Origin of the sequence: Trichocoleus sp. DQ-U1, assembly GCF_039961925.1 — a bacterium.
GTDB lineage: Bacteria > Cyanobacteriota > Cyanobacteriia > Cyanobacteriales > FACHB-T130 > FACHB-T130.
The window spans coordinates 1-18,589 of the sequence record NZ_JAMPKB010000093.1 but is presented as its reverse complement, the minus strand read 5'-3'; the positions used below and the strand labels follow the sequence as shown (position 1 = coordinate 18,589).

Annotated in this window: 18 protein-coding genes and 1 pseudogene; 10 read left to right on the top strand and 9 right to left on the bottom strand. The window is 46.0% G+C overall.

The window, feature by feature from the left end; genetic code table 11:
• Positions 1-267, bottom strand: a 267-nt coding sequence (locus NDI34_RS24575) for a hypothetical protein (RefSeq protein WP_348234111.1), incomplete at its 3' end; no start/stop codon positions are given.
• Positions 268-451: 184 nt separating this feature from the next.
• Positions 452-655 (bottom strand): hypothetical protein, encoded by a 204-nt coding sequence (locus tag NDI34_RS24570; protein WP_190984659.1) that lies wholly within the window; start codon positions 653-655, stop codon positions 452-454.
• A 116-nt stretch (positions 656-771) separates the two neighbouring features.
• Here NDI34_RS24570 and NDI34_RS24565 point away from each other — a divergent pair, with 116 nt between their 5' ends.
• On the top strand, positions 772-1,812 hold the full coding sequence (locus NDI34_RS24565) for a DNA cytosine methyltransferase (protein WP_348234110.1): 1,041 nt from the start codon (positions 772-774) through the stop codon (positions 1,810-1,812).
• Between the two features lie 8 nt (positions 1,813-1,820).
• Here the strand turns inward: NDI34_RS24565 and NDI34_RS24560 are convergent, their stop codons facing one another.
• Positions 1,821-2,516, bottom strand: coding sequence for an Eco47II family restriction endonuclease (locus tag NDI34_RS24560; RefSeq protein WP_348234109.1), 696 nt, complete (start codon positions 2,514-2,516; stop codon positions 1,821-1,823).
• Between the two features lie 253 nt (positions 2,517-2,769).
• On the opposite strand from NDI34_RS24560, the gene NDI34_RS24555 reads away from it, so the two are divergent.
• A complete protein-coding gene (locus NDI34_RS24555) occupies positions 2,770-3,123 on the top strand; it encodes a 4a-hydroxytetrahydrobiopterin dehydratase (protein ID WP_190415292.1) in 354 nt (117 codons plus the stop codon).
• A 74-nt stretch (positions 3,124-3,197) separates the two neighbouring features.
• The gene (locus tag NDI34_RS24550) at positions 3,198-5,636 is read left to right on the top strand and encodes a PAS domain S-box protein (RefSeq protein ID WP_348234108.1); all 2,439 of its coding nucleotides are present in this window, start codon (positions 3,198-3,200) and stop codon (positions 5,634-5,636) included.
• On the opposite strand, the pseudogene NDI34_RS24545 reads toward NDI34_RS24550, so the two are convergent.
• From NDI34_RS24545 to NDI34_RS24535, 3 genes and pseudogenes are all read right to left on the bottom strand, one after another.
• Positions 5,636-5,779, bottom strand: a pseudogene (locus NDI34_RS24545) (EmrB/QacA family drug resistance transporter); the annotation flags it as partial. The gene NDI34_RS24550 and the pseudogene NDI34_RS24545 overlap by 1 nt on opposite strands.
• A 163-nt stretch (positions 5,780-5,942) precedes the next feature.
• Positions 5,943-7,208, bottom strand: coding sequence for an MFS transporter (locus NDI34_RS24540; RefSeq protein ID WP_348234107.1), 1,266 nt, complete (start codon positions 7,206-7,208; stop codon positions 5,943-5,945).
• Positions 7,209-7,638: 430 nt separating this feature from the next.
• Positions 7,639-8,106 (bottom strand): MarR family transcriptional regulator, encoded by a 468-nt coding sequence (locus NDI34_RS24535; protein WP_190415287.1) that lies wholly within the window; start codon positions 8,104-8,106, stop codon positions 7,639-7,641.
• A gap of 243 nt (positions 8,107-8,349) precedes the next feature.
• Here NDI34_RS24535 and NDI34_RS24530 point away from each other — a divergent pair, with 243 nt between their 5' ends.
• From NDI34_RS24530 to NDI34_RS24515, 4 genes are all read left to right on the top strand, one after another.
• Positions 8,350-8,994: a methyltransferase domain-containing protein gene (locus NDI34_RS24530; RefSeq protein ID WP_348234106.1), complete on the top strand. Its 645-nt coding sequence runs from the start codon at positions 8,350-8,352 to the stop codon at positions 8,992-8,994.
• Positions 8,995-9,281: 287 nt separating this feature from the next.
• On the top strand, positions 9,282-9,794 hold the full coding sequence (locus NDI34_RS24525; RefSeq protein ID WP_190441150.1) for a hypothetical protein: 513 nt from the start codon (positions 9,282-9,284) through the stop codon (positions 9,792-9,794).
• A 109-nt stretch (positions 9,795-9,903) separates the two neighbouring features.
• Complete coding sequence (locus NDI34_RS24520; protein WP_348234105.1) at positions 9,904-10,791, top strand: hypothetical protein; 888 nt, start codon at positions 9,904-9,906, stop codon at positions 10,789-10,791.
• A 281-nt stretch (positions 10,792-11,072) separates the two neighbouring features.
• Complete coding sequence (locus NDI34_RS24515; protein WP_190415279.1) at positions 11,073-11,306, top strand: Nif11-like leader peptide family natural product precursor; 234 nt, start codon at positions 11,073-11,075, stop codon at positions 11,304-11,306.
• A 166-nt stretch (positions 11,307-11,472) separates the two neighbouring features.
• On the opposite strand, the gene NDI34_RS24510 is transcribed toward NDI34_RS24515, so the two are convergent.
• From NDI34_RS24510 to NDI34_RS24500, 3 genes are all read right to left on the bottom strand, one after another.
• Positions 11,473-12,366 (bottom strand): 3'(2'),5'-bisphosphate nucleotidase CysQ, encoded by an 894-nt coding sequence (locus NDI34_RS24510; RefSeq protein ID WP_348234104.1) that lies wholly within the window; start codon positions 12,364-12,366, stop codon positions 11,473-11,475.
• Position 12,367: 1 nt separating this feature from the next.
• Entirely contained in the window at positions 12,368-12,838 is a 471-nt protein-coding gene (locus NDI34_RS24505; RefSeq protein ID WP_190525620.1) for a hypothetical protein, read from the bottom strand.
• A gap of 83 nt (positions 12,839-12,921) precedes the next feature.
• Positions 12,922-13,794 carry a sugar kinase gene (locus NDI34_RS24500; protein WP_190430368.1) on the bottom strand — a complete coding sequence of 291 codons (873 nt, stop codon included), beginning with the start codon at positions 13,792-13,794 and terminating at the stop codon, positions 12,922-12,924.
• Positions 13,795-14,035: 241 nt separating this feature from the next.
• On the opposite strand from NDI34_RS24500, the gene NDI34_RS24495 reads away from it, so the two are divergent.
• The 3 genes from NDI34_RS24495 to NDI34_RS24485 all read left to right on the top strand — a co-directional run bounded on the left by NDI34_RS24495 (position 14,036) and on the right by NDI34_RS24485 (position 18,231).
• Positions 14,036-16,444, top strand: a complete 2,409-nt coding sequence (locus tag NDI34_RS24495; protein ID WP_348234103.1) for an EAL domain-containing protein — start codon at positions 14,036-14,038, stop codon at positions 16,442-16,444.
• A 64-nt stretch (positions 16,445-16,508) separates the two neighbouring features.
• On the top strand, positions 16,509-17,393 hold the full coding sequence (rsmI, locus tag NDI34_RS24490; RefSeq protein WP_348234102.1) for a 16S rRNA (cytidine(1402)-2'-O)-methyltransferase: 885 nt from the start codon (positions 16,509-16,511) through the stop codon (positions 17,391-17,393).
• Between the two features lie 127 nt (positions 17,394-17,520).
• Complete coding sequence (locus NDI34_RS24485) at positions 17,521-18,231, top strand: hypothetical protein (RefSeq protein WP_348234101.1); 711 nt, start codon at positions 17,521-17,523, stop codon at positions 18,229-18,231.
• Positions 18,232-18,589 lie beyond the last annotated feature (358 nt).

The window sequence follows — 18,589 nt, the reverse complement described above, 5'->3', positions numbered from 1 at the left end:
TTGATTTTGAGCTAGAAAAAGATTCCGAACAGTGCGATTAAGAAAACTCAGATAATCATCAATTTCTTCGTAGCTATCAAGTTCTTGTTCTTCTGCTTTACTAAGAGGGGAATATTTTTGTTTAGACAATAACTCTTCTATTCGAGTTTGCACAAAACTAGAAGCCCGAAAAATGGGTACTCCTTCTTCCAGTTCGATTCGGACAGCACCTTCTACTGGCAGGCTATTTGGTAGGCTACGAATTTGTGGAGGAAGAGGTATTGTCATTTAGATTTAAAAACACTTTGATGGTTTGATTATAGCTAGCAGTAAGCTTTGTTAATTGGAGGCGAGGCTGAGAGATGTGATCTCGCTTTGTGTTGGAGAGGATGCGAGCGTGCTTTGGGATGCGAGGTGGAAAAGTGCGATCGCTTTTAAAAGCTGAGTTCAATCAAGCTAATTTAGCTCATCATCAAACTTTGTAGCTTCCTCCTCGTTCCATAGCTCTTTGCACAGGCTTATCGCTTGCCTCCTGAGCAATTTTTTCCCAATTTGCCTGTTCTAACACCACATCCAATACATCCGAGAGGTTGCATCGCTGCTCGTATGCGATTCGCCTCAGAATCTCGTGGTGTTCGGGCTGTACATATACAGGCTTTCTTTGTGTCTGTGCCATTTGCCCTATCTTAAGTAAATAGTTTTACTTTCTAGTGTACCCTAGCTAATTAGCCAGCTTGACAATTAGCTAATTAGCTATTCTAATAAATACCAGACTGTTCACCATGCCTGACTATGTATAAGCAGCTAGATTTATTTGAAATGCCCTATACCGAGGGAAAGATTCAAGCACCAACTACAACCACAACGACTGTGATAGAGCTATTTGCAGGGGCTGGTGGTTTAGCACTTGGATTAGAAAAAGCTGGGCTAAAAGCCAAAGCTCTAATTGAGATTGACAAAGATGCTGTGGCGACGCTTCGATATAATCGCCCAGAGTGGAATGTAATTCATGGTGATGTCTCCAAAGTATGTTTTGAAGGCATGAGTGCAGATGTTGTAACAGGCGGTTTTCCTTGTCAAGCCTTCAGCTATGCGGGTAAGGGTTTAGGTTTTGAAGATACTCGTGGTACTTTATTTTACGAGTTTGCCCGTTGTGTTAAAGAAGTACAACCTAAACTTTTTGTGGCTGAAAATGTAAGGGGTTTAATCAGTCATCAAAAAGGTGAAACTCTTAAAACAGTTTTATCTGTTCTCGCCTCTCTTGGTTATAACGTTCAATATCGTTTACTGAATGCGGTAAATTATGACGTTCCCCAGAAGAGAGAAAGAGTAATTATTGTTGGGACTCGTGCAGATATCCGCTTTCAGTACCCTGCTCCCTCTGCTAGAATACTTACTTTAAGAGATGCGCTGAAAGATGTTCCACTTTCTGAGGGAATGAAATATAGCCCTAAAAGAGCTAAAGTAATGGAGTTAGTTCCACCTGGAGGATGCTGGCGAGATTTACCAGAAGATATTCAGAAAAGCTACATGATGAAAAGCTATTATCTCACAGGTGGACGTACTGGCATGGCACGTCGAATTTCTTGGGATGAGCCGAGTCTAACTCTTACAACTTCACCCTCACAAAAACAAACGGAACGCTGTCATCCCGATGAAACTAGACCTTTTACAGTTAGAGAGTACGCCAGAATTCAAACGTTTCCCGATGATTGGGGATTCATAGGTGGTACAGGCTCTAAGTATCAGCAAATTGGAAATGCAGTTCCGGTAAACTTCGCTTATCACTTGGGACGATCGATAATTAACGCTTTATCAAGTACATCAAATTAATTTATACTTCAATAAGCTTTATCAAATAGGCTTCTAAAACTTGTTTTTTGTTGTTCACTAAGCTTATCCAATCCTGAAACGTCACTTATTACATCGGGCAATATATCAAAAAGCATACTTAATGCTTCTGGTTCACCCGTTGCCAAATCGTAAAAGGCTTGACCGCTTATCTGTCTAATATTTTCATTGTTTGGTCTTATCGTGCCAGTAGTTCTATCCGAAGGAGTAAAAGGTTTATTGTAGGGGTTCCTACCTGGAGGAATAATCTCTACATAGTAGGCTGTAAAACTTTGATAAGTTGGTTGGTTTAAGTGAATCAATAAATAATCGTATATTCCGACTTTATCACTTCCTTTAACTGTATTATACTTATTTTTAATCTCAGCGAAAATTAGACGTTCATTGTTACATATATCTAATCCTTGAGGAAGTATTTGCCAGCCGGGAAGACTACCTAATATATGTTGATGAAATAAACCTATTTGATTTTGTACGGTTTTTTGAATTTGTCTAGCTCTTTCCCGTAGCAGCCACTCCTCTAGTGTCAAGCCTTGAACTGCACCATCAAAAATTGCTGAGAAGGGATCTATAACATTTCTATACATGGCGTTCTCTGCTTCTGCTTGAGTTCTAAGAATACAGTCAAAAACTGCTTTGACGGCAGTTCTAAGAGCCTCATCAGAAATGTATGGAAGATAGGTCATAAATAGTTGCTCAATAGATTTGCAATTAGTACGTTTAGAGCAATCGACCCCCACTGTCTATCTAACCACGGCTGATGACGTATCTCTTCAAGAGAGATACATCTTCCGATTTGTGTAAGACTGCGCCATTGCCCTCTGTATCACAAGCGATCGCCCCCACCCATCCTTCCCTTCAAAATCCGCTTTATGGCAGACGTGCAAAAAAAGACACTTGGGTAAAATCGGACAACTTAAGTGCCGAAAATAGGGAAATATGGCAAATCTGACACAAGAAAAGTGTATTGCCTGTCATAAAGATGCGCCGCGCGTTACTGAGGCGGATATCGCAGAACTCAAACCAGAGATTCCAGATTGGAACATTGTGGAAGAGGAGGGAGAATCGCGGCTCAAGCGCACCTACAAGTTTGCAGATTTTCAGACGGCGTTAGCTTTCACCAATAAAGTGGGCGAAGCGGCGGAAGCGGAAGGGCATCACCCGGCGTTGCTGACGGAGTGGGGGAAGGTGACGGTGAGCTGGTGGACTCACGCGATTTCTGGTTTGCACCGGAACGATTTTATAATGGCGGCAAAGACAGATCGGATTGCGCCGGAATTTACTCAAAAGTAAGCTGCTGAAACGTTCGGAGCCTGGGCAAACAGTCGGGCATCTTGAGCTGGTCGTACTGAGAAGAAGACTTGAGGATGAGTGAGACGGAGTTAGAAGCGGCACAGCGAGACGCTGAGGCATCAACAACAGCGCTAGCTGTTAGCATTAGCGAAGCGGCTGAGCAGGAAGTAGCGGCACGAAGTGCCGCAGAGGCACATCGGCGCTTTGTCGAGCTAGTGCAAGGACTAGATGCGATTGTCTGGGAAATGGACGCCGTGACGTGGAAATTCACGTTTGTTAGCGATCGCGCTCAAGATATTCTTGGCTATCCTATTAGTCAGTGGTTAAATGAGCCGACGTTCTGGCAGGATTGCTTGCTGCATCCGGAAGACCGCGACTGGTGCGTTAATTTTTGCGTGAGTGCAACCAATCAAGCAAAAGACCACGAATTTCAGTATCGAGCGATCGCATCGGATGGTCGCCTCGTCTGGCTCAAAGATGTGGTGCGCGTGGTGTGCGATGAACAAGGTTGCCCCAAGCTGCTGCGCGGCGTAATGGTCGATATCACCAAGGAGAAGGAAGCTGAGGAAAAAACTCAGCTTCTATTGCGCGAACAGGCAGCACGAATCGAGGTGGAAACGGTGCAAGAAGCACTCCGCAAGAGTGAAGAACGCTACCGTTCGCTTGTGGAAGCCACAGCTCAAATTATCTGGGACACCAAAGCTGAGGGAGAATTTGTCACTCCACAGCCGGGTTGGAGTGCGTTTACCGGGCAATCCTACGAACAGCTAAAAGGCTGGGGGTGGCTCAATGCCGTTCACCCAGATGACCAAGCGCATACCGTGCAAGAGTGGTCGAATGCGGTTGCCAATGGCACCCTTTACCAAATCGAGCATCGTCTGCGGCGTTCCGACGGTATTTATAAATATATGAGCGTGCGCGCCGTCCCCGTATTTGAAGCGGACGGCAGCATTCGGGAATGGATTGGCGTTCACACCGATATTAGCGATCGCAAAAGTGCCGAGGAAGCCCTGAAACAGAGCGAACACCGCTATGCCCAGATTCTCGATTCCGTGCAGGATATGGTGTTTTGTAAGGCTCCTGGCTCAGTTGTGGTGTATGCCAACAAAGCTGCCTGCGAATATTATGGAATGACTCTTGAGCAGCTTCATGGCATCACGGATGTCCCCTACAATCAACTCGATTACACTCAGCAGTACCTGCAAGACGATCTGCAAGTCTTCACAACAGGTCAGCCAATCGAGGTTCTGGAAGAGCCGAATGTCCGCGCTGACGGCGAAACTCGCTTCTTCCACACGATTAAATCCCCAATTTTCGATACCAATGGCAACGTTGTGGAGATTGTAGGGGTTTCTCGCGACATCAGCGAACGCAAGCAAGAGCGGGAGATTCGCGATCGCGCTTTAGCCGAAGCCCAAGCAGCCCGTGCTGAACTACAGCGAGTCTTCATGCAAGCACCGGCGGCAATTGCCATCACCCGTGGCTCGAACCATGTCACGGAAACAGTGAACCCACTGTATATGCAGATTGTGGAAAAGCGGGATATCGTTGGTAAACCCGTGCGCGAGGCGTTCTGGGACTTGCAAGGGCAAGGCTTTTTCGAGTTGTTAGACCAGGTTTATACCAGTGGCGAACCTTTTGTCGGCAATGAGATGCGGGCGATGTTCGACCGCAACAGCGATGGCATTCTAGAAGAGAGTTTTTGGAATTTCGTCTACCAACCCTTAGTAGATGCTAATGGTAAAGTCAACGGCATTATGACCCACGCCGTGGAAGTGACAGAACAAGTGCGATCGCGTCAGGAAATTGAGAAAAAGGCGGAAGAACTGGTTCAAATGACCCAGGCGCTAGAACGCAGTAACCGGGATTTAGACCAGTTTGCTTACATTGCATCCCATGACTTAAAAGCACCCCTAAGAGCGATCGCTACGCTTTCAGAATGGATTGAAGAAGACCTCGCAGATAAACTGACTGAAGACTCCCGCGAACATCTGAATTTATTGCGGGGACGAGTTCACCGTATGGAAGCTTTAATTAACGGCATTCTGCAATATTCGCGGGCGGGTAGGGTACAACAACAGATAGAGGCGGTGAATGTGTCCTCCTTGCTATCGGAAGTCATCGAACTGCTCGATCCACCGCCGGAAGTGGCGATTGTTGTACCAAATATGCCGACGTTGCAAACCGAACGGGTGCCCCTACAGCAGGTGTTTATGAACTTGATCGGCAACGCCATCAAGTACGCAAATCGCTCGGATGTGTGTATTCAGGTTAGTGTTCGGGAACTGGGAACATACTACGAGTTCTCAGTCGCTGATAACGGGCAAGGAATCGAACCCAAATACCATCAGAAGATTTGGGGCATCTTCCAAAGGCTGGAAGCGAGAGACAAAGTTGAAGGAACGGGCATCGGTCTGTCGGTGGTTAAGAAAATCGTCGAAAGTCGCGGTGGACGGGTGTGGGTGGAGTCCGCAGCAGGCGCTGGAGCAACGTTCCGATTCACTTGGAGCTAATTGAAAGCCATCACATAAGCTTCTCGGCGGACGGTATTCGTAATCGTAGCGATCTCTTGATTTTGAGCGGTACTCAGATCCGCACCCCGACTGACAAAAAACTGAGTCAACTGTTCCAGTCGCTGCTGCGTTGCCGGCATTGCTTCCGAACTGCATCAGGTTCCGCCACTGGTTTCCTCCAGGTTAAATTGAAGGATTGCCAACCAATATAGCCATTTGAATTCATTCATAAACTTTTCTTTTTTCTTTCTTTCTTCCCTTCTTACTTCGCGCCTTTGCGGTTCAATCACACTCTTTTTATGATCGCTAGGGAAGAATGCCAATTTTCGTATAAATAGGGCGAACCAAGCGTCTTATGCCAGGAAGCTGTTTTGTAAATACGAAAGAACCGAGAATACAAAAGATTCCCCCCAGCATTAACGTATTGGGAGCGCCGATTTGACTTGCTAAAGAACCCGCAAACAAATTTCCTAAGGGAATAACGCCAAAAAATGCCATTGTGTAGATGCTCATCACCCTACCACGCTTATCATCCTCGACAATGGTTTGGAGAACTGTATTACTAGATGTAAATTGCAAAGTAAAACTCAATCCAACCACTAACATCATTAGTAAAGAAAGTCCCAGCACGCGAGACAAAGAAAAACCAATCAATCCCATCCCCATGAAAGCCGGAGAATAAGCAATCAATCTGCCCAAGCCTAAAACATTTTTCCGCGTACTTAAATGAACTGCACCAATTAACGCTCCTACTCCCGCCGCCGCCATCAGAAAGCCCAGAGTTTCAGCATTCCCATAAAGAATTTGCGTGGCAAATATTGGTGTGAGAACGGTATATTGCATTCCCATAAAACTAACTAACGCTAGCAGCAAGATGATAGAACGAATTGGTGGAAAGCCAAAGGTATACACAAATCCTTCTTTCAATCTTTGCCAAGGATGAGCGTGAGAGACTGCTATTTTACTGGGCTTTACCTTCATTGCTAATAAAGCGGCAATGACGGCAATATAGCTGAGACCATCAATTAAAAAACAGTAACCCGCTCCAACTGAGGCAACAAGCAACCCTCCAATGGCAGGGCCAATCAATCGCGCCCCATTAAACATGGAAGAATTCAGCGCGATCGCATTCGCTAAATCATCTTTTCGTTCGATAATTTCTGGTACGAAAGCTTGACGAGTGGGGGCATCAAAGGCGTTAATGATTCCTTGAAATATACTCAAAACAATTAGATGCCAGACTTGGGCGATTCCGGTTAGCGCTACAAAAGCTAGCGCTAAGGACTGGAGCATGGCGAGGCTTTGAGTAATGACTAAGAGCCGATGACGAGAGACTCGATCGACTACAACCCCACCAAATGGAGTCAGTATAAAACTGGGAAATTGCCCTGCAAACCCAACTACACCCAGTAACAAGGCTGAATTCGTGAGACTATAAACTAGCCAAATCGTGGCGATTTGCGTCATCCAAGTTCCAACGAGTGAAAGCCCCTGACCGGCAAAAAATAACTGATAATTTCTCGATCTCAATGCCGGTAAAACTGGCAGAAACTTGATGGCGTTTTTCTTCATAATTTCTTGGTTTTCAGCGAATGCTTAAATAGCGGACAAGTTAGTTATTTCTTAGCAGGGAAGACCCAGCCAGGGTTTAAATTGGGGGTAAATTGGGGGTGTCCCTCTGCGGGCGGAAGCCGTGTGGCTTCCTGGGTTTCAACATCAGTATCAGGGGTTGCTTGTAGTTCTGATTACCTATCTACTGTCTGTTGATTTATTGCTACTGGAACAGCACATCCTCTAGAGAGGCATCTGTCCTTGGTTCAGTTTGTTGTTATCAATTTTTAGCTGCTCGGCAAAGTATTTAATAAGCGGTCATTCCGAATACGTAATGTTCGTGAAGTTATGCTTAGCCAGCGTTTACTTCGTATACGTAATATTTTTAAATAAATCCTTAATGCCCTGCTTCACTCAGCCGGATGAAGATTGCCCCTATCTTCTACAAGCCTTAAGAGAGATTCGCGATCGCTTGATCTACCAATTGAGAAAAATGTTCGCGTTCAGCCATCGGAATCCCTTTCATCGCCTGTTCCCGAATTTCTAGCGCGATTGGCGGTAGGACTTCTTGTAGTTGCTTGCCTGCTTCCGTCAACCAAATGCGCCAAATCCGGCGATCGCGAAGGTCGCGTTCCCGACGAATCAGCCCCCGCTCTTCCATCCGATCTAGCACCCCGGTGATCGTACCTCCCACTTGCTGTAGTTTTTCCCCAATACTGCAAGTGGCTAAGCCGTCTTCTTCCCACAAACAGCACAATACAACCCAGTGAAAGGGAGTCAGTCCCAAAGGCTCCAGCCGTTCCTGAAACTTGCGGCTAAACACCTGGGAGAGCAGTTTGATCCGGTAGCCCAAACTATAGGGTGCCATTACTTCGTGCCATTGCTCAAAAGGCTTGCTCTCAGCAGATGTAGAAGACATTGGTTAATTATTTAGCGTGCGTAATATTAATTTAGCTTTGTTTCTCGGTTGCTGGCAAGGGAAACCCCGCCAGGATTTGAAAGAGGGTTTTTTAACGCAAAGAACGCCAAGGGGGCGCAGAGGGATGCCAAGTTAAAGTGAACAGCCGTCACGCTCAAGAGTGTGGCTTTAGCCTACGGACATATCTTTACAGTTCGTAATTTTTCTAAACTGGTGATGTAAAGATAGCTTCAATTTTAGGTGATGATGCTGCGACCGAATCAACGCACTAAGTTAGATGATACCGATGATAAGGAGTTTTACTCCTATCCGCGCTTTGTGACCCACGTAGACGAAGGGTTTATTCAACAACTGACGGATCTATACCGCGATCGCTTGAAGCCGAATACCCGCATCTTGGACATGATGAGTAGCTGGGTTTCCCATCTACCAGAGGAGATGAAATTTGCTCACATCGAAGGACACGGACTGAACGAAGAGGAACTGGCGAAAAATCCCCGCTTCGATCGTTATTTTGTTCAAGATATCAACAAAAATCCGAAGCTACCCCTACCGAATGAAGATTTCGAAGCCGTTCTCAACTGCGTCTCGGTGCAGTATCTGCAATATCCGGATGCTGTATTTGCGGAAATTTACCGCATCCTCAAGCCGGGTGGAATCGCAATTATCAGCTTTTCCAACCGGATGTTCTATCAAAAAGCGATCGCTGCGTGGCGGGATAGTTCCGAAGCTAGCCGGGTTGAGCTAGTGAAAAGCTACTTCACCTCAATCCCCGGATTTAGCTCCCCAGAAGTCATTACTCACCAATCCTCCGCCCCGAAGTTCCTACAGTGGATGGGTGCCAGTGGGGGAGATCCTTTCTACGCTGTCATTGCTCACCGCTCTTAAGCGGCAGAATCTCCTCCCCCTTTCTCCACAGGGATTCCGAGGCACCCAATCCCTCCGCTTGATTGGCGCTACACTTCACTTCTCTGTCCCCCTGAAAAAGGGGTTTGGGGAATTCTGATGTAAAATCTCGCGCAAGTAGAATGTAGGGAGAAGAAGAATTGGGGTTGAGACTTGTCACAGCTTAAGTGAGTGAACCGCTTGAGAATCGCTTAAGTTTCTCCATAGCTAGATGCCAAAAATGTGAAGATGGTGATAAAAATGAAACCTCAAGCTATCAGGAGGCGGTAATGATTTTTCAAAATGGGCGGAGAATTTTCGCAGCGATGTTGCTCTCGATGTTGCTGCTAGTAACTTCTTGTGCAACCCAAACTCCCTCTCGTTATGACCAAGCGCAAAAGGAAAGCACTCAGAGGAATGCTCCTCCAGCAGTTGCTAAACAGGCTGAACAGGGAAGCAGCTTTAATAAATTCTTTCCAAAAAGTAGCAGTGGCTTCCAAACTGTACCAGCTCAAGAGAAAAAAGGCTTTGCTGAGTATAAGTTGAAAAAAGACGGCAAGGATGTTGCCGTACTGTCTATTTCTGATACCACTAGCACCCCCACAGCCGCAGCAAAATTTAAGAGCAGCAGTAAAACAATCGCTGGCTATCCAGCGGTGAATCAGGGGAATAATGGCACTGCTGTTTTAGTAGGCGATCGCTACCAAGTCAAAATTCAATCCCGCGATGCTTCCTTTACTCAGAGCGATCGCGAAGCTTGGCTGCAAAAATTCAATCTCAATGGTCTGTCTCGACTAAAGTAAGTAGTCCTGAGGAATCAGTCATGAGTCATTCGTTTGCAATTAATGACTCATGACTGATTACTGCTGACTACTGATGAATGACAACTGAAAAAACAAGGAGACTACGACTGTGGGCAAATCGATTTTTGAACTGGTTGATGAGCTACCAACCAATAACATCACCACGATGGCTTTGCGATCGCTTGATTTTGTCGTTCCGGGGCAATGGCAAAATATTGTTGGCTTTGACAACACAATTCGTGCTGTCACTGGCGAAACTGATGAAGCGTTAATTCAGCAAATTGGCGAACGCGCCGTCTATCTGTACAACGACAAATCGCAGGGATATCAGCGAGCCATGTGGCTTTATCAAACTGTTGATAGTGCAGATAAAGCTCTCGGTACAGCCGCCTTGGCGAACAAAGTAGGCGAAAAAATTCCGCTTTTCGGTTTTTTAAACAACATCACTCCTAAAGCGGACAAAGCTCAAACGATTGATTTGTGTATAAAATTGGTGGTTGAGTTGGTTGCCTTTTGCCAAATCAACGGCATCCCAGGAGACAGCATTGGAGATTTTGTCGCCTCTTTAGCTGATTATAGTGGCGAGTCTTTGATGCGGATGGTGGCTTTAATTAGCTTTGATGGTTTAGTTCCCCTTGGCTCTGACTTCCTCCTCAAAGCTACCTCCGGATTGAATCAAGCGAGTCCCGCAGAGCTAGAAGGAAATCAGACATACCAGCGTGTCAACGATTTGATTCCTGGCGGCAGTCCGGAAGGTAAGCTCAACTTTATCGGTCAAAGTTTCGATTCAGTTAAAGGCTGGATGAGTGGTTTTGTCACCTCACACAATTTAACCCCACAAAAAGTTGTCAGTAACCTGCAAAATTTTGTGGAAGTTTCCGGTGACAAGTTGGACTATCTGGGTGCCTTCCTAGATGTGACAACAAACTATTACGAACACACAGGCACTCAAACATTGGCTCGTCGCTTGATTGAACGCGCCTCCGCCGAAATTTAAAATCTTCGTGCTGGTATGTATTAGCACTGGTATGTATTAGCACAAGTGTAGTTAGCTGCCGGTATTTGCAGATACCGACAGCTTTAATTTTTGTCAATATTTTGTGACTTGTATCACAGAAATCTTTATCCTAAAAGGTAACTAGGTTCAGCCGACATGACATGCGGGGTAGAGACTTGTTTCACCTCAGCTGTGATGCCGACTCGATGCACTATCTCAATATCTTTAGTGCATCGGAATCACGCATTTAAATCACACATATTTAATGGAGGTGTATTGTCATGGCACAGGAAAGCGCTGCCAGTTTGTTCAAAGCAGTTAAAGAAGATCAAGCATTACAAGCAAGACTCAAAGCAACCACTAACCCAGAAACCTTCATCCAGATTGCCCGTGAACGTGGCTATGACTTCACGGTTCAAGAACTGAATAATGAAATCGAGAATTTATCTGAGGAGGAGTTGGCAGCCGTTATCAATCCAGGTATTGGTCCCCGGAGACACCTAACTCCTAGGTAATCTGATTGATTCTTAGTAAAACTACTCAATCATCAATTAAAAATGCAAAATTAAAAACTTGGCATTTTTAATTTCTAATTTTTAATTGATGATGGTGCTAGGAAAAATTCATGGTTTTACTGGTGGGAAACGCGATCGCGTCTAAAACACGATCGCACGGTGCAACCTAAGCGGGCGCGTCCAATTGAGCCAGAATTTCTGAGGCTTGGGCGCAAAGCGTGTCGTGACAGTGACCATTACTCCCAATTAGACAACCCCATTGATTCACATCCCCCTGGTTGTACTTGGGGGGAGTGCCATCAGCGTGGGTGAATTGTCCGCCTGCTTCCGTCAAAATTAGCTCTGGAGCCGCCATATCCCAATCTTTGGGAGCAGATTTACCAGACAGAGAGATATAAACGTCTGCTTGGTGGTCGATGATGGTGGCAATTTTGCAGCCGACACTGCCGACATAGTGTTTATTTTTAAACGGCAGGTGTTGCACTAACTGATTGAAACGCTCATCTCGATGGGTGCGACTAACGACTAAGGTGAGTTCCTCAAGGGCGTTGCGTTCCGATACGCGAACTGGCTTGGGTTGGCCTTCACGAGTTTCCATATAGGTGCCGCCGCCTTTGGTTGCGTAATACAATTTTCCTGCCTCTGGCAACGCGACCACTGCCAGAATGGGACGCCCTTGGTGCGTTAAGGCAATATGAATTGCAAATTCACCTGTCCGATCGATAAAGTCTCGCGTTCCATCGAGGGGGTCAACGATCCAAACCCAAGGTTGCTCTACTGCTGGTGTCTGAGATTTATAGGTTTCTTCGCTTAAATATCCGAAATCCGGGCTGTTGAGAGACGCCTGCAAGTTATAGAGGATGTATTCGTTGACGGCGACATCTGCTGCCGTGACAGGGCCATCTTTTTTGTTTTCAACTTCCAAATCATCGGTGCTACGATCGCCGCGATAGTAAGACTGGAGGATATCGGCGGCACCCCAACCTACACTTCGAGCGATCGCGACAATTTCTTCTAGCCCCTCATATCGGTTTTCGCCCAACGATTTTAATGCTGTCACTTTAAGCTTCCTCGGCTGTCGGCACTTGGGTGGAGGCTATCCAGTAGCGGCGACAACTCCACAGCAGCGCAGCGCCAACCGCTATGTAAATTAAACCCCTCACTTCAAAGCTAACACCCGCACGTCGCAATCCGATACCAATGCTCATCATTGCCACAATTAAGGCAATGGTTTTGACTCCAAACATTTGGAAAATGCTCTTGAACGGGTTTGGTTCCTGTAGTGTTTCTACCCTATTAATTACGCGATTTGCAGTGCGATCGAGAATCAGTTTCCCTTTAATTAGACCAAGACTAAAAGCTGCTGCACCCCACCCCAAATGTTGTCCGTCTAACAATCCCAAATAAGGGAATTTAAACCAGAATACCAACCCCATGCTAAAAAGCCCTAATCCGACTAGCGTCCAAAGGCTACCAGCAATCCAAAGATGTTGTCTGCGGGTCAAACCGCTTTTTTGATAAGTGCTTTCCATTTCTGAGAATTTCTGTCTTAAGCCAGTTGATTTATTATATGCTGCCGGTTCCCTCTCCCAAGTTTAAGATTGGTTAATTCTGATTACTTTGGTGCCGTTTTCTGCATCCATCGACGAGTGCCAAAAAATTGACAGGAATGAGAGGCAATTTTCGCCGCCGATGCGATCGCATCGGCAAAACTTTTCCGTAGGATATAGTTACAAAAGGCACCGTGAAAAATGTCCCCAGCACCCATCGTATCAACGGGATTTATTTGGGGAACTTCTATCGATCCGCTTGTACCCTGCGAAAGATATTGGATAGGTTTCTCTCCGCCAGTGATAGCGATGTGAGGAATCCCTAGTGCGGATAGATAAGAAAGAACTTCCTGCTGTGCGCGATCGCAACTTGGGGGATGAAAATTTTCCGAACAAATGGCGTAATCTACAAAGGGCAATATTCTTTCAAATCCAGGCTTCCAACTGCCGCCATCTATGACAACAGGGATCTGATTTTCTTTAGCTAATCGGGCAATTTTCTCCCCAACTGCCATTTGGTGCCCATCAATGAGTACAATATCAATTTCCTGTAAAATATTGAGGGGCAGACATTCACCGCTAACTTGTGTTTTCGTCGCATTGATCGAGATCGCCGCGCGATCGCCTGTTGCCTGAGTCGTGATAATAGAAGAAATCGGCGGAGGTTCAGATTGGCTAGGTGACAGGTCTATCAGCGTCACTGAGTGACTGTCCAAATCAGTCCGGATCAGGCAATTAATTGGATGAATACCAACTATACCCAAAAGGCTTGCTCGATTGCCCAAATAACTAAAAGTCACGGCTGCATTGGTCGCAGGGCCTCCTGCCGCCACCGTATAGTCAGATGCAACAATTTTCTGATTTTGTTCGGGTAGACCCGTCGTTAAATACACCAGGTCTAAGGTAACTAATCCTACAAAAAGTCCCTGAAAAGCCATTGATTATTTTTCCTGTTCCGACTGACCCAATTCTCTACGGACAAGTGGGTTAAATGCTAGTTGCTAAAATTATTACCGACAACGATTAACACATAAAAATTAACTCAAAAGTTTATCTAGAAAGCCAATTAATTGTGAAATGCAGCAAATTTTTTGGGCATCCTAAAAGTAGCGGGAACCTTTGTTGAACATCCTTGCAGATTAATCAAACCTACCGCTAATCCTTAAGGATTCACGACTAATGCTGCAATTTTTAAAAAATTTAATCTCTCCAAATTGGTTTATTCCCCACGGGCGCGGCTATCTCTGGCAACCAGGGTTAGTCTCGCTGCATATTGTGGCAGATGCGTTGATTGCGATCGCCTATTACTCGATTGCCCTCGCCTTGCTCTATTTCATCCACCAACGACAGGATTTGCCCTTCCGAAGGATATTTTTCCTGTTTGGAGCTTTCATTGTTTCCTGTGGCACGACCCACCTGATGGAAATCTGGACTCTCTGGCATCCAGCTTATTGGCTTTCGGGTGCCGTCAAAGTGATTACCGCTATCATTTCCGGTTACACAGCTGTCGAACTGATTCGTTTGATTCCCAAAGCACTGGCAATTCCCAGTCAGGCACAACTAGAAGCAACGAACCAAAAACTCAGTCAGGAAGTCATCGAACGCCAGCAAGCAGAAGCAGCATTGCGGCATAGCGAAGCTCGCTTTCGCTCAATTTTTGAGGGAGCAGGCATGGGAATCGCGATCGTAGACATGGAAGGTCATGTCGTGACAACGAATCCGGCACTCCAACGGATGCTGGGTTGCAAAGAGGATAATTTGCCAGCAGGATATATTCAAGAAGATACCACTCCGAACGAAGTGGGTTGGGATCGTTACATTAACTTACTCGCCGGAAAATATGACTATTCTCAGATGGCGAAGCGTTATCTGGGAAAGGATGGACATCTGATTTGGGGTCGCGATTGCTATCAAATGGAGCAGCGTTACCTGGGAAAAAATGGGCAGATGTTGTGGTGCAACATTACTGTTTCCCAAGTGCGGGACGCTGAGGGCAAACCGCAATTTGGCATTCGCCTGGTGGAAGATATCACCGCCCGCAAGAAAGCAGAGGCAGCACTCAAACAGTACCAAGAACATCTAGAAAAAGTGGTGGGAGAACGAACTGCCGAACTCACCAAAGTCAACGAAAAGCTCTCCTGGCAAGCAAACCACGATCCACTGACGGGAATCGCCAACCGTTACGAATTTGAGCAACGTTTGCAAGAAGCGGTGTCAAATACCAGAATGCAAAACCAAGAACACACGCTTTGCTATCTGGATCTCGATCGGTTCAAGATTGTTAACGATACTTGCGGTCATGTTGCTGGCGATGAATTATTGCGTCAAATCAGTAGTTTGTTACAAAGCCGGGTGCGGAGAACTGATGTTCTGGCACGATTGGGCGGTGATGAATTCGCCGTGCTGCTGTACCAATGTCCGACAGATGAAGCATTACGAGTTGCTCAGTCGCTCTTGGAGACCATTCAGGAGTTTCGATTTGCGTGGCAGGATAAAACTTTTACGGTCGGTGTCAGTATTGGTGTCGTGACATTTGACGCCAATTCTTCCAGTTTGTCGGGCGTTGTTAGTGCTGCCGATGCAGCTTGCTATGAAGCTAAAAATCGGGGACGGAATCGCGTGTATGTCTACCAAGCTGACGATCAAAAACTGGCGCAGCAGCACAATGAGGTGCAATGGTTGAGCCGATTGAATCAAGCGATCGCGCAAAGCGGGTCTGTGAAGCTTTTGGCTACTCCTGAAAATACGTTACCAGCCAAGAATCAATTCTGCTTGTACTACCAACCGATTGCCCCTTTGAATGCCGAACTAACCACCGGCGAACATTACGAAGTTCTGCTGCGTTTCGTGGATGACAGAGGCGAGTTGATCCCGCCAATGGCATTTCTCCCCGCCGCTGAGCGATACAACCTAATGCCTGCAATAGACCGCTGGGTGATCCGTACCTTCTTGGCGATGCTTCACCAATCAGAAATTCAGAATTTAGAACCCCAATTTCAGAATTTTGCATCTTACCCTAGGGGAAGGATTCGCAACTCCTTCGTTGCTGGTGCTAGCAATGTTGCCACTTCGCCTCCGCTAACACCCTACATCCTTCCTCCTTCATCTTTTCCCCTGTATACTATCAATCTCTCTGGTGCTACCGTTAATGACGACCAGTTTATAGAATTCCTTAAAGAGCAGTTTTCCGTCTATAAAATTCCCCCACAGATGATCTGCTTTGAGATTACTGAAACTGTCGCGATTGCAAATTTGAGTAAAGTCTCAGGGTTAATTAAGGAAGTTAAAGCTTTAGGGTGTCGTTTTGCTTTAGATGATTTTGGCAGCGGGATGTCCTCGTTTGCGTATCTCAAATATCTGCCACTAGATTACTTAAAAATTGATGGAAGTTTTGTCAAAGATATTGCCAATGACCCAATTCATTTGGCACTGGTGGAAGCGATTAACCGCGTTGGGCACGTCATGGGTCTGAAAACAATTGCTGAGTTTGTCACGAATGACTCGATTTTAGAGAAGGTAAAATTTTTAGGAATAGATTATGCCCAAGGTTATGTCATTGCCAAACCCCAGCCACTAGAATTCAATTAAAAATGTAAAATTAAAAAAGAACAATTTCTTTTTTAATTTTACTTGTTAATTTTTAATTGATTTGATGCAAACTGAGCCAAAATTGGGGACACTTTACATCGTCGGGACACCGATAGGCAACCTGGAAGATATGACCTTTCGGGCAGTGCGAATTTTGCAAACGGTGGACGCGATCGCAGCCGAGGATACGCGCCACACGGGGAAGCTGTTGCAGCATTTTCAAATTAAAACGCCCCAGTGGAGTTACCACGAACACAACCAGCAGCAGCGGATTCCAGAGTTGTTGGAACAACTCAAAATCGGGAAAGCGATCGCACTTGTCACCGATGCCGGAATGCCGGGAATCTCCGATCCAGGCTACGAACTGGTGAAAGCTTGTATCGAAGCAGCCATTTCCGTCGTTCCCATCCCCGGTTGTACTGCCGTCACGACTGCCTTAAGTGCCGCCGGACTCCCCCCAGACAAATTTGTGTTTGAAGGCTTTTTACCCGCAAAAGGTCAAGAACGGCAAGAACGTTTGGAAGCCTTACAAAGCGAAAACCGCACGATTGTATTTTACGAAGCTCCTCATCGGTTACGACAAACACTGCAAGACTTAGGGGCTGTATTGGGACTCAGCCGCCAAATTGTACTGGCGCGGGAGTTAACCAAGTTGCACGAGGAATTTTGGCGGGGCACCATTAGGGAAGGAAGCGATCACTATGCCACCCGCGAACCCCAAGGAGAATTTACCCTCGTCGTTGCCGGTGCCGAGTTAACGATGCCAATGCTGTCGGAAGAGGCGCTAAAAGCCGAGTTACAACATCTCCTGCAAGCAGGAATCTCGCGATCGCAAGCCAGTCGCCAGTTAGCAAAAGCCACCTCTTTTTCCCGCCGCCACCTCTATCAGTTAGCGCTAGAAATTCCGGCTGAAGCTCTAACTGAGGAGAAAGAAGTAGATGAACTCTAAAATTAGTTATTAGCCTTTAGTTCTTAGTTAGTAGCAACATAAGCACTAAGGGCTAAGGAAAAATGACAATTACTCATTACCTCATCTCAATAACAGACTCGATACATAATTGCGTTAGGTTTAGCCCGTGAAAGCTCGATTTTTTCTCTCTAGTTCCTTGCTTTTGCTCATGACACTCGTGGGTTGTAGCACGGCGACGCCGCCAACTCCACAAGCATCCGTTTCACCTACCAGCACAGCGACACCCCAGACAGTACAAGGGTCGCCTAGTCCCACCCCGGCTACGGAATCTCCAAGCCCTAGCCCAGTTTCGGAAACAATTTCTGAAAGCCAAAAAATTTCAGCCACAGGGATTGGCCCGGCTAAGCTGGGAATGACTTTAGGCGAACTCAAAAAAGAGCTGGGTTCAAAAGCTGAATTTAAGGTGCAGTCGCCTTACATCGTGGATTTTGATGCGATCGCTGTCAGCCAAAATGGAAAGGTGCAATATTACATCCTCTACCCAGCCGGGAACCCCTTAGCTGATTCGGCCAAAATCGATGCTTTAGTAACCGAAAATTCCGACTATAAAACTGAAAAAGGAGTCGGTCCCGGAACATCTCTCAAACAAGCAGAGGCAGCCTACGGAGACGCCACCTTGTCTTACAACCTTGACAATGAAGGCAGAGAATACGTCCAGTTTGCTAATCAACCAGCTAAGAGTATCTCCTTCCGTCTTGGAAATGCTAATGATGCAAGCTTGATAGGAGTTTATTCTTCAAAATCAGGATCGGGCGGATTGTCTGAGACAAAGCAATTTAAAGACGCTGCCTCTATTCGCTCAGTTGAAGTGAATTGATAAAGGAACTGCGTTTTAGATTTCGAGTTCGCAATCCAAATTGTGAACTCCTTAGAGTTATTCCATCTCTGCCAGTAGGCACTTCCAAAAATTTATTTGTGGCGACCTTTAGGCGAAAGGGTATCGATATTCTCCCTCAGCGCTTTTCGGTCTATGCATGACCCACATCTCTTGAAATCTGGCAGGGTTGCAGCTAAAGGATTGTGAAACTTATCGGTAATACATAAGCTTTTCGGAAAGCTTAGCGGTGCTTAAACGAAAAACAAGACTCTAAAAAGGTATAATACAGGCATGGCAACCATTTCACGTTATGGTGTGATAAATGAAAGAGACAACTCCCGCCGCCATGCCCCCTTGC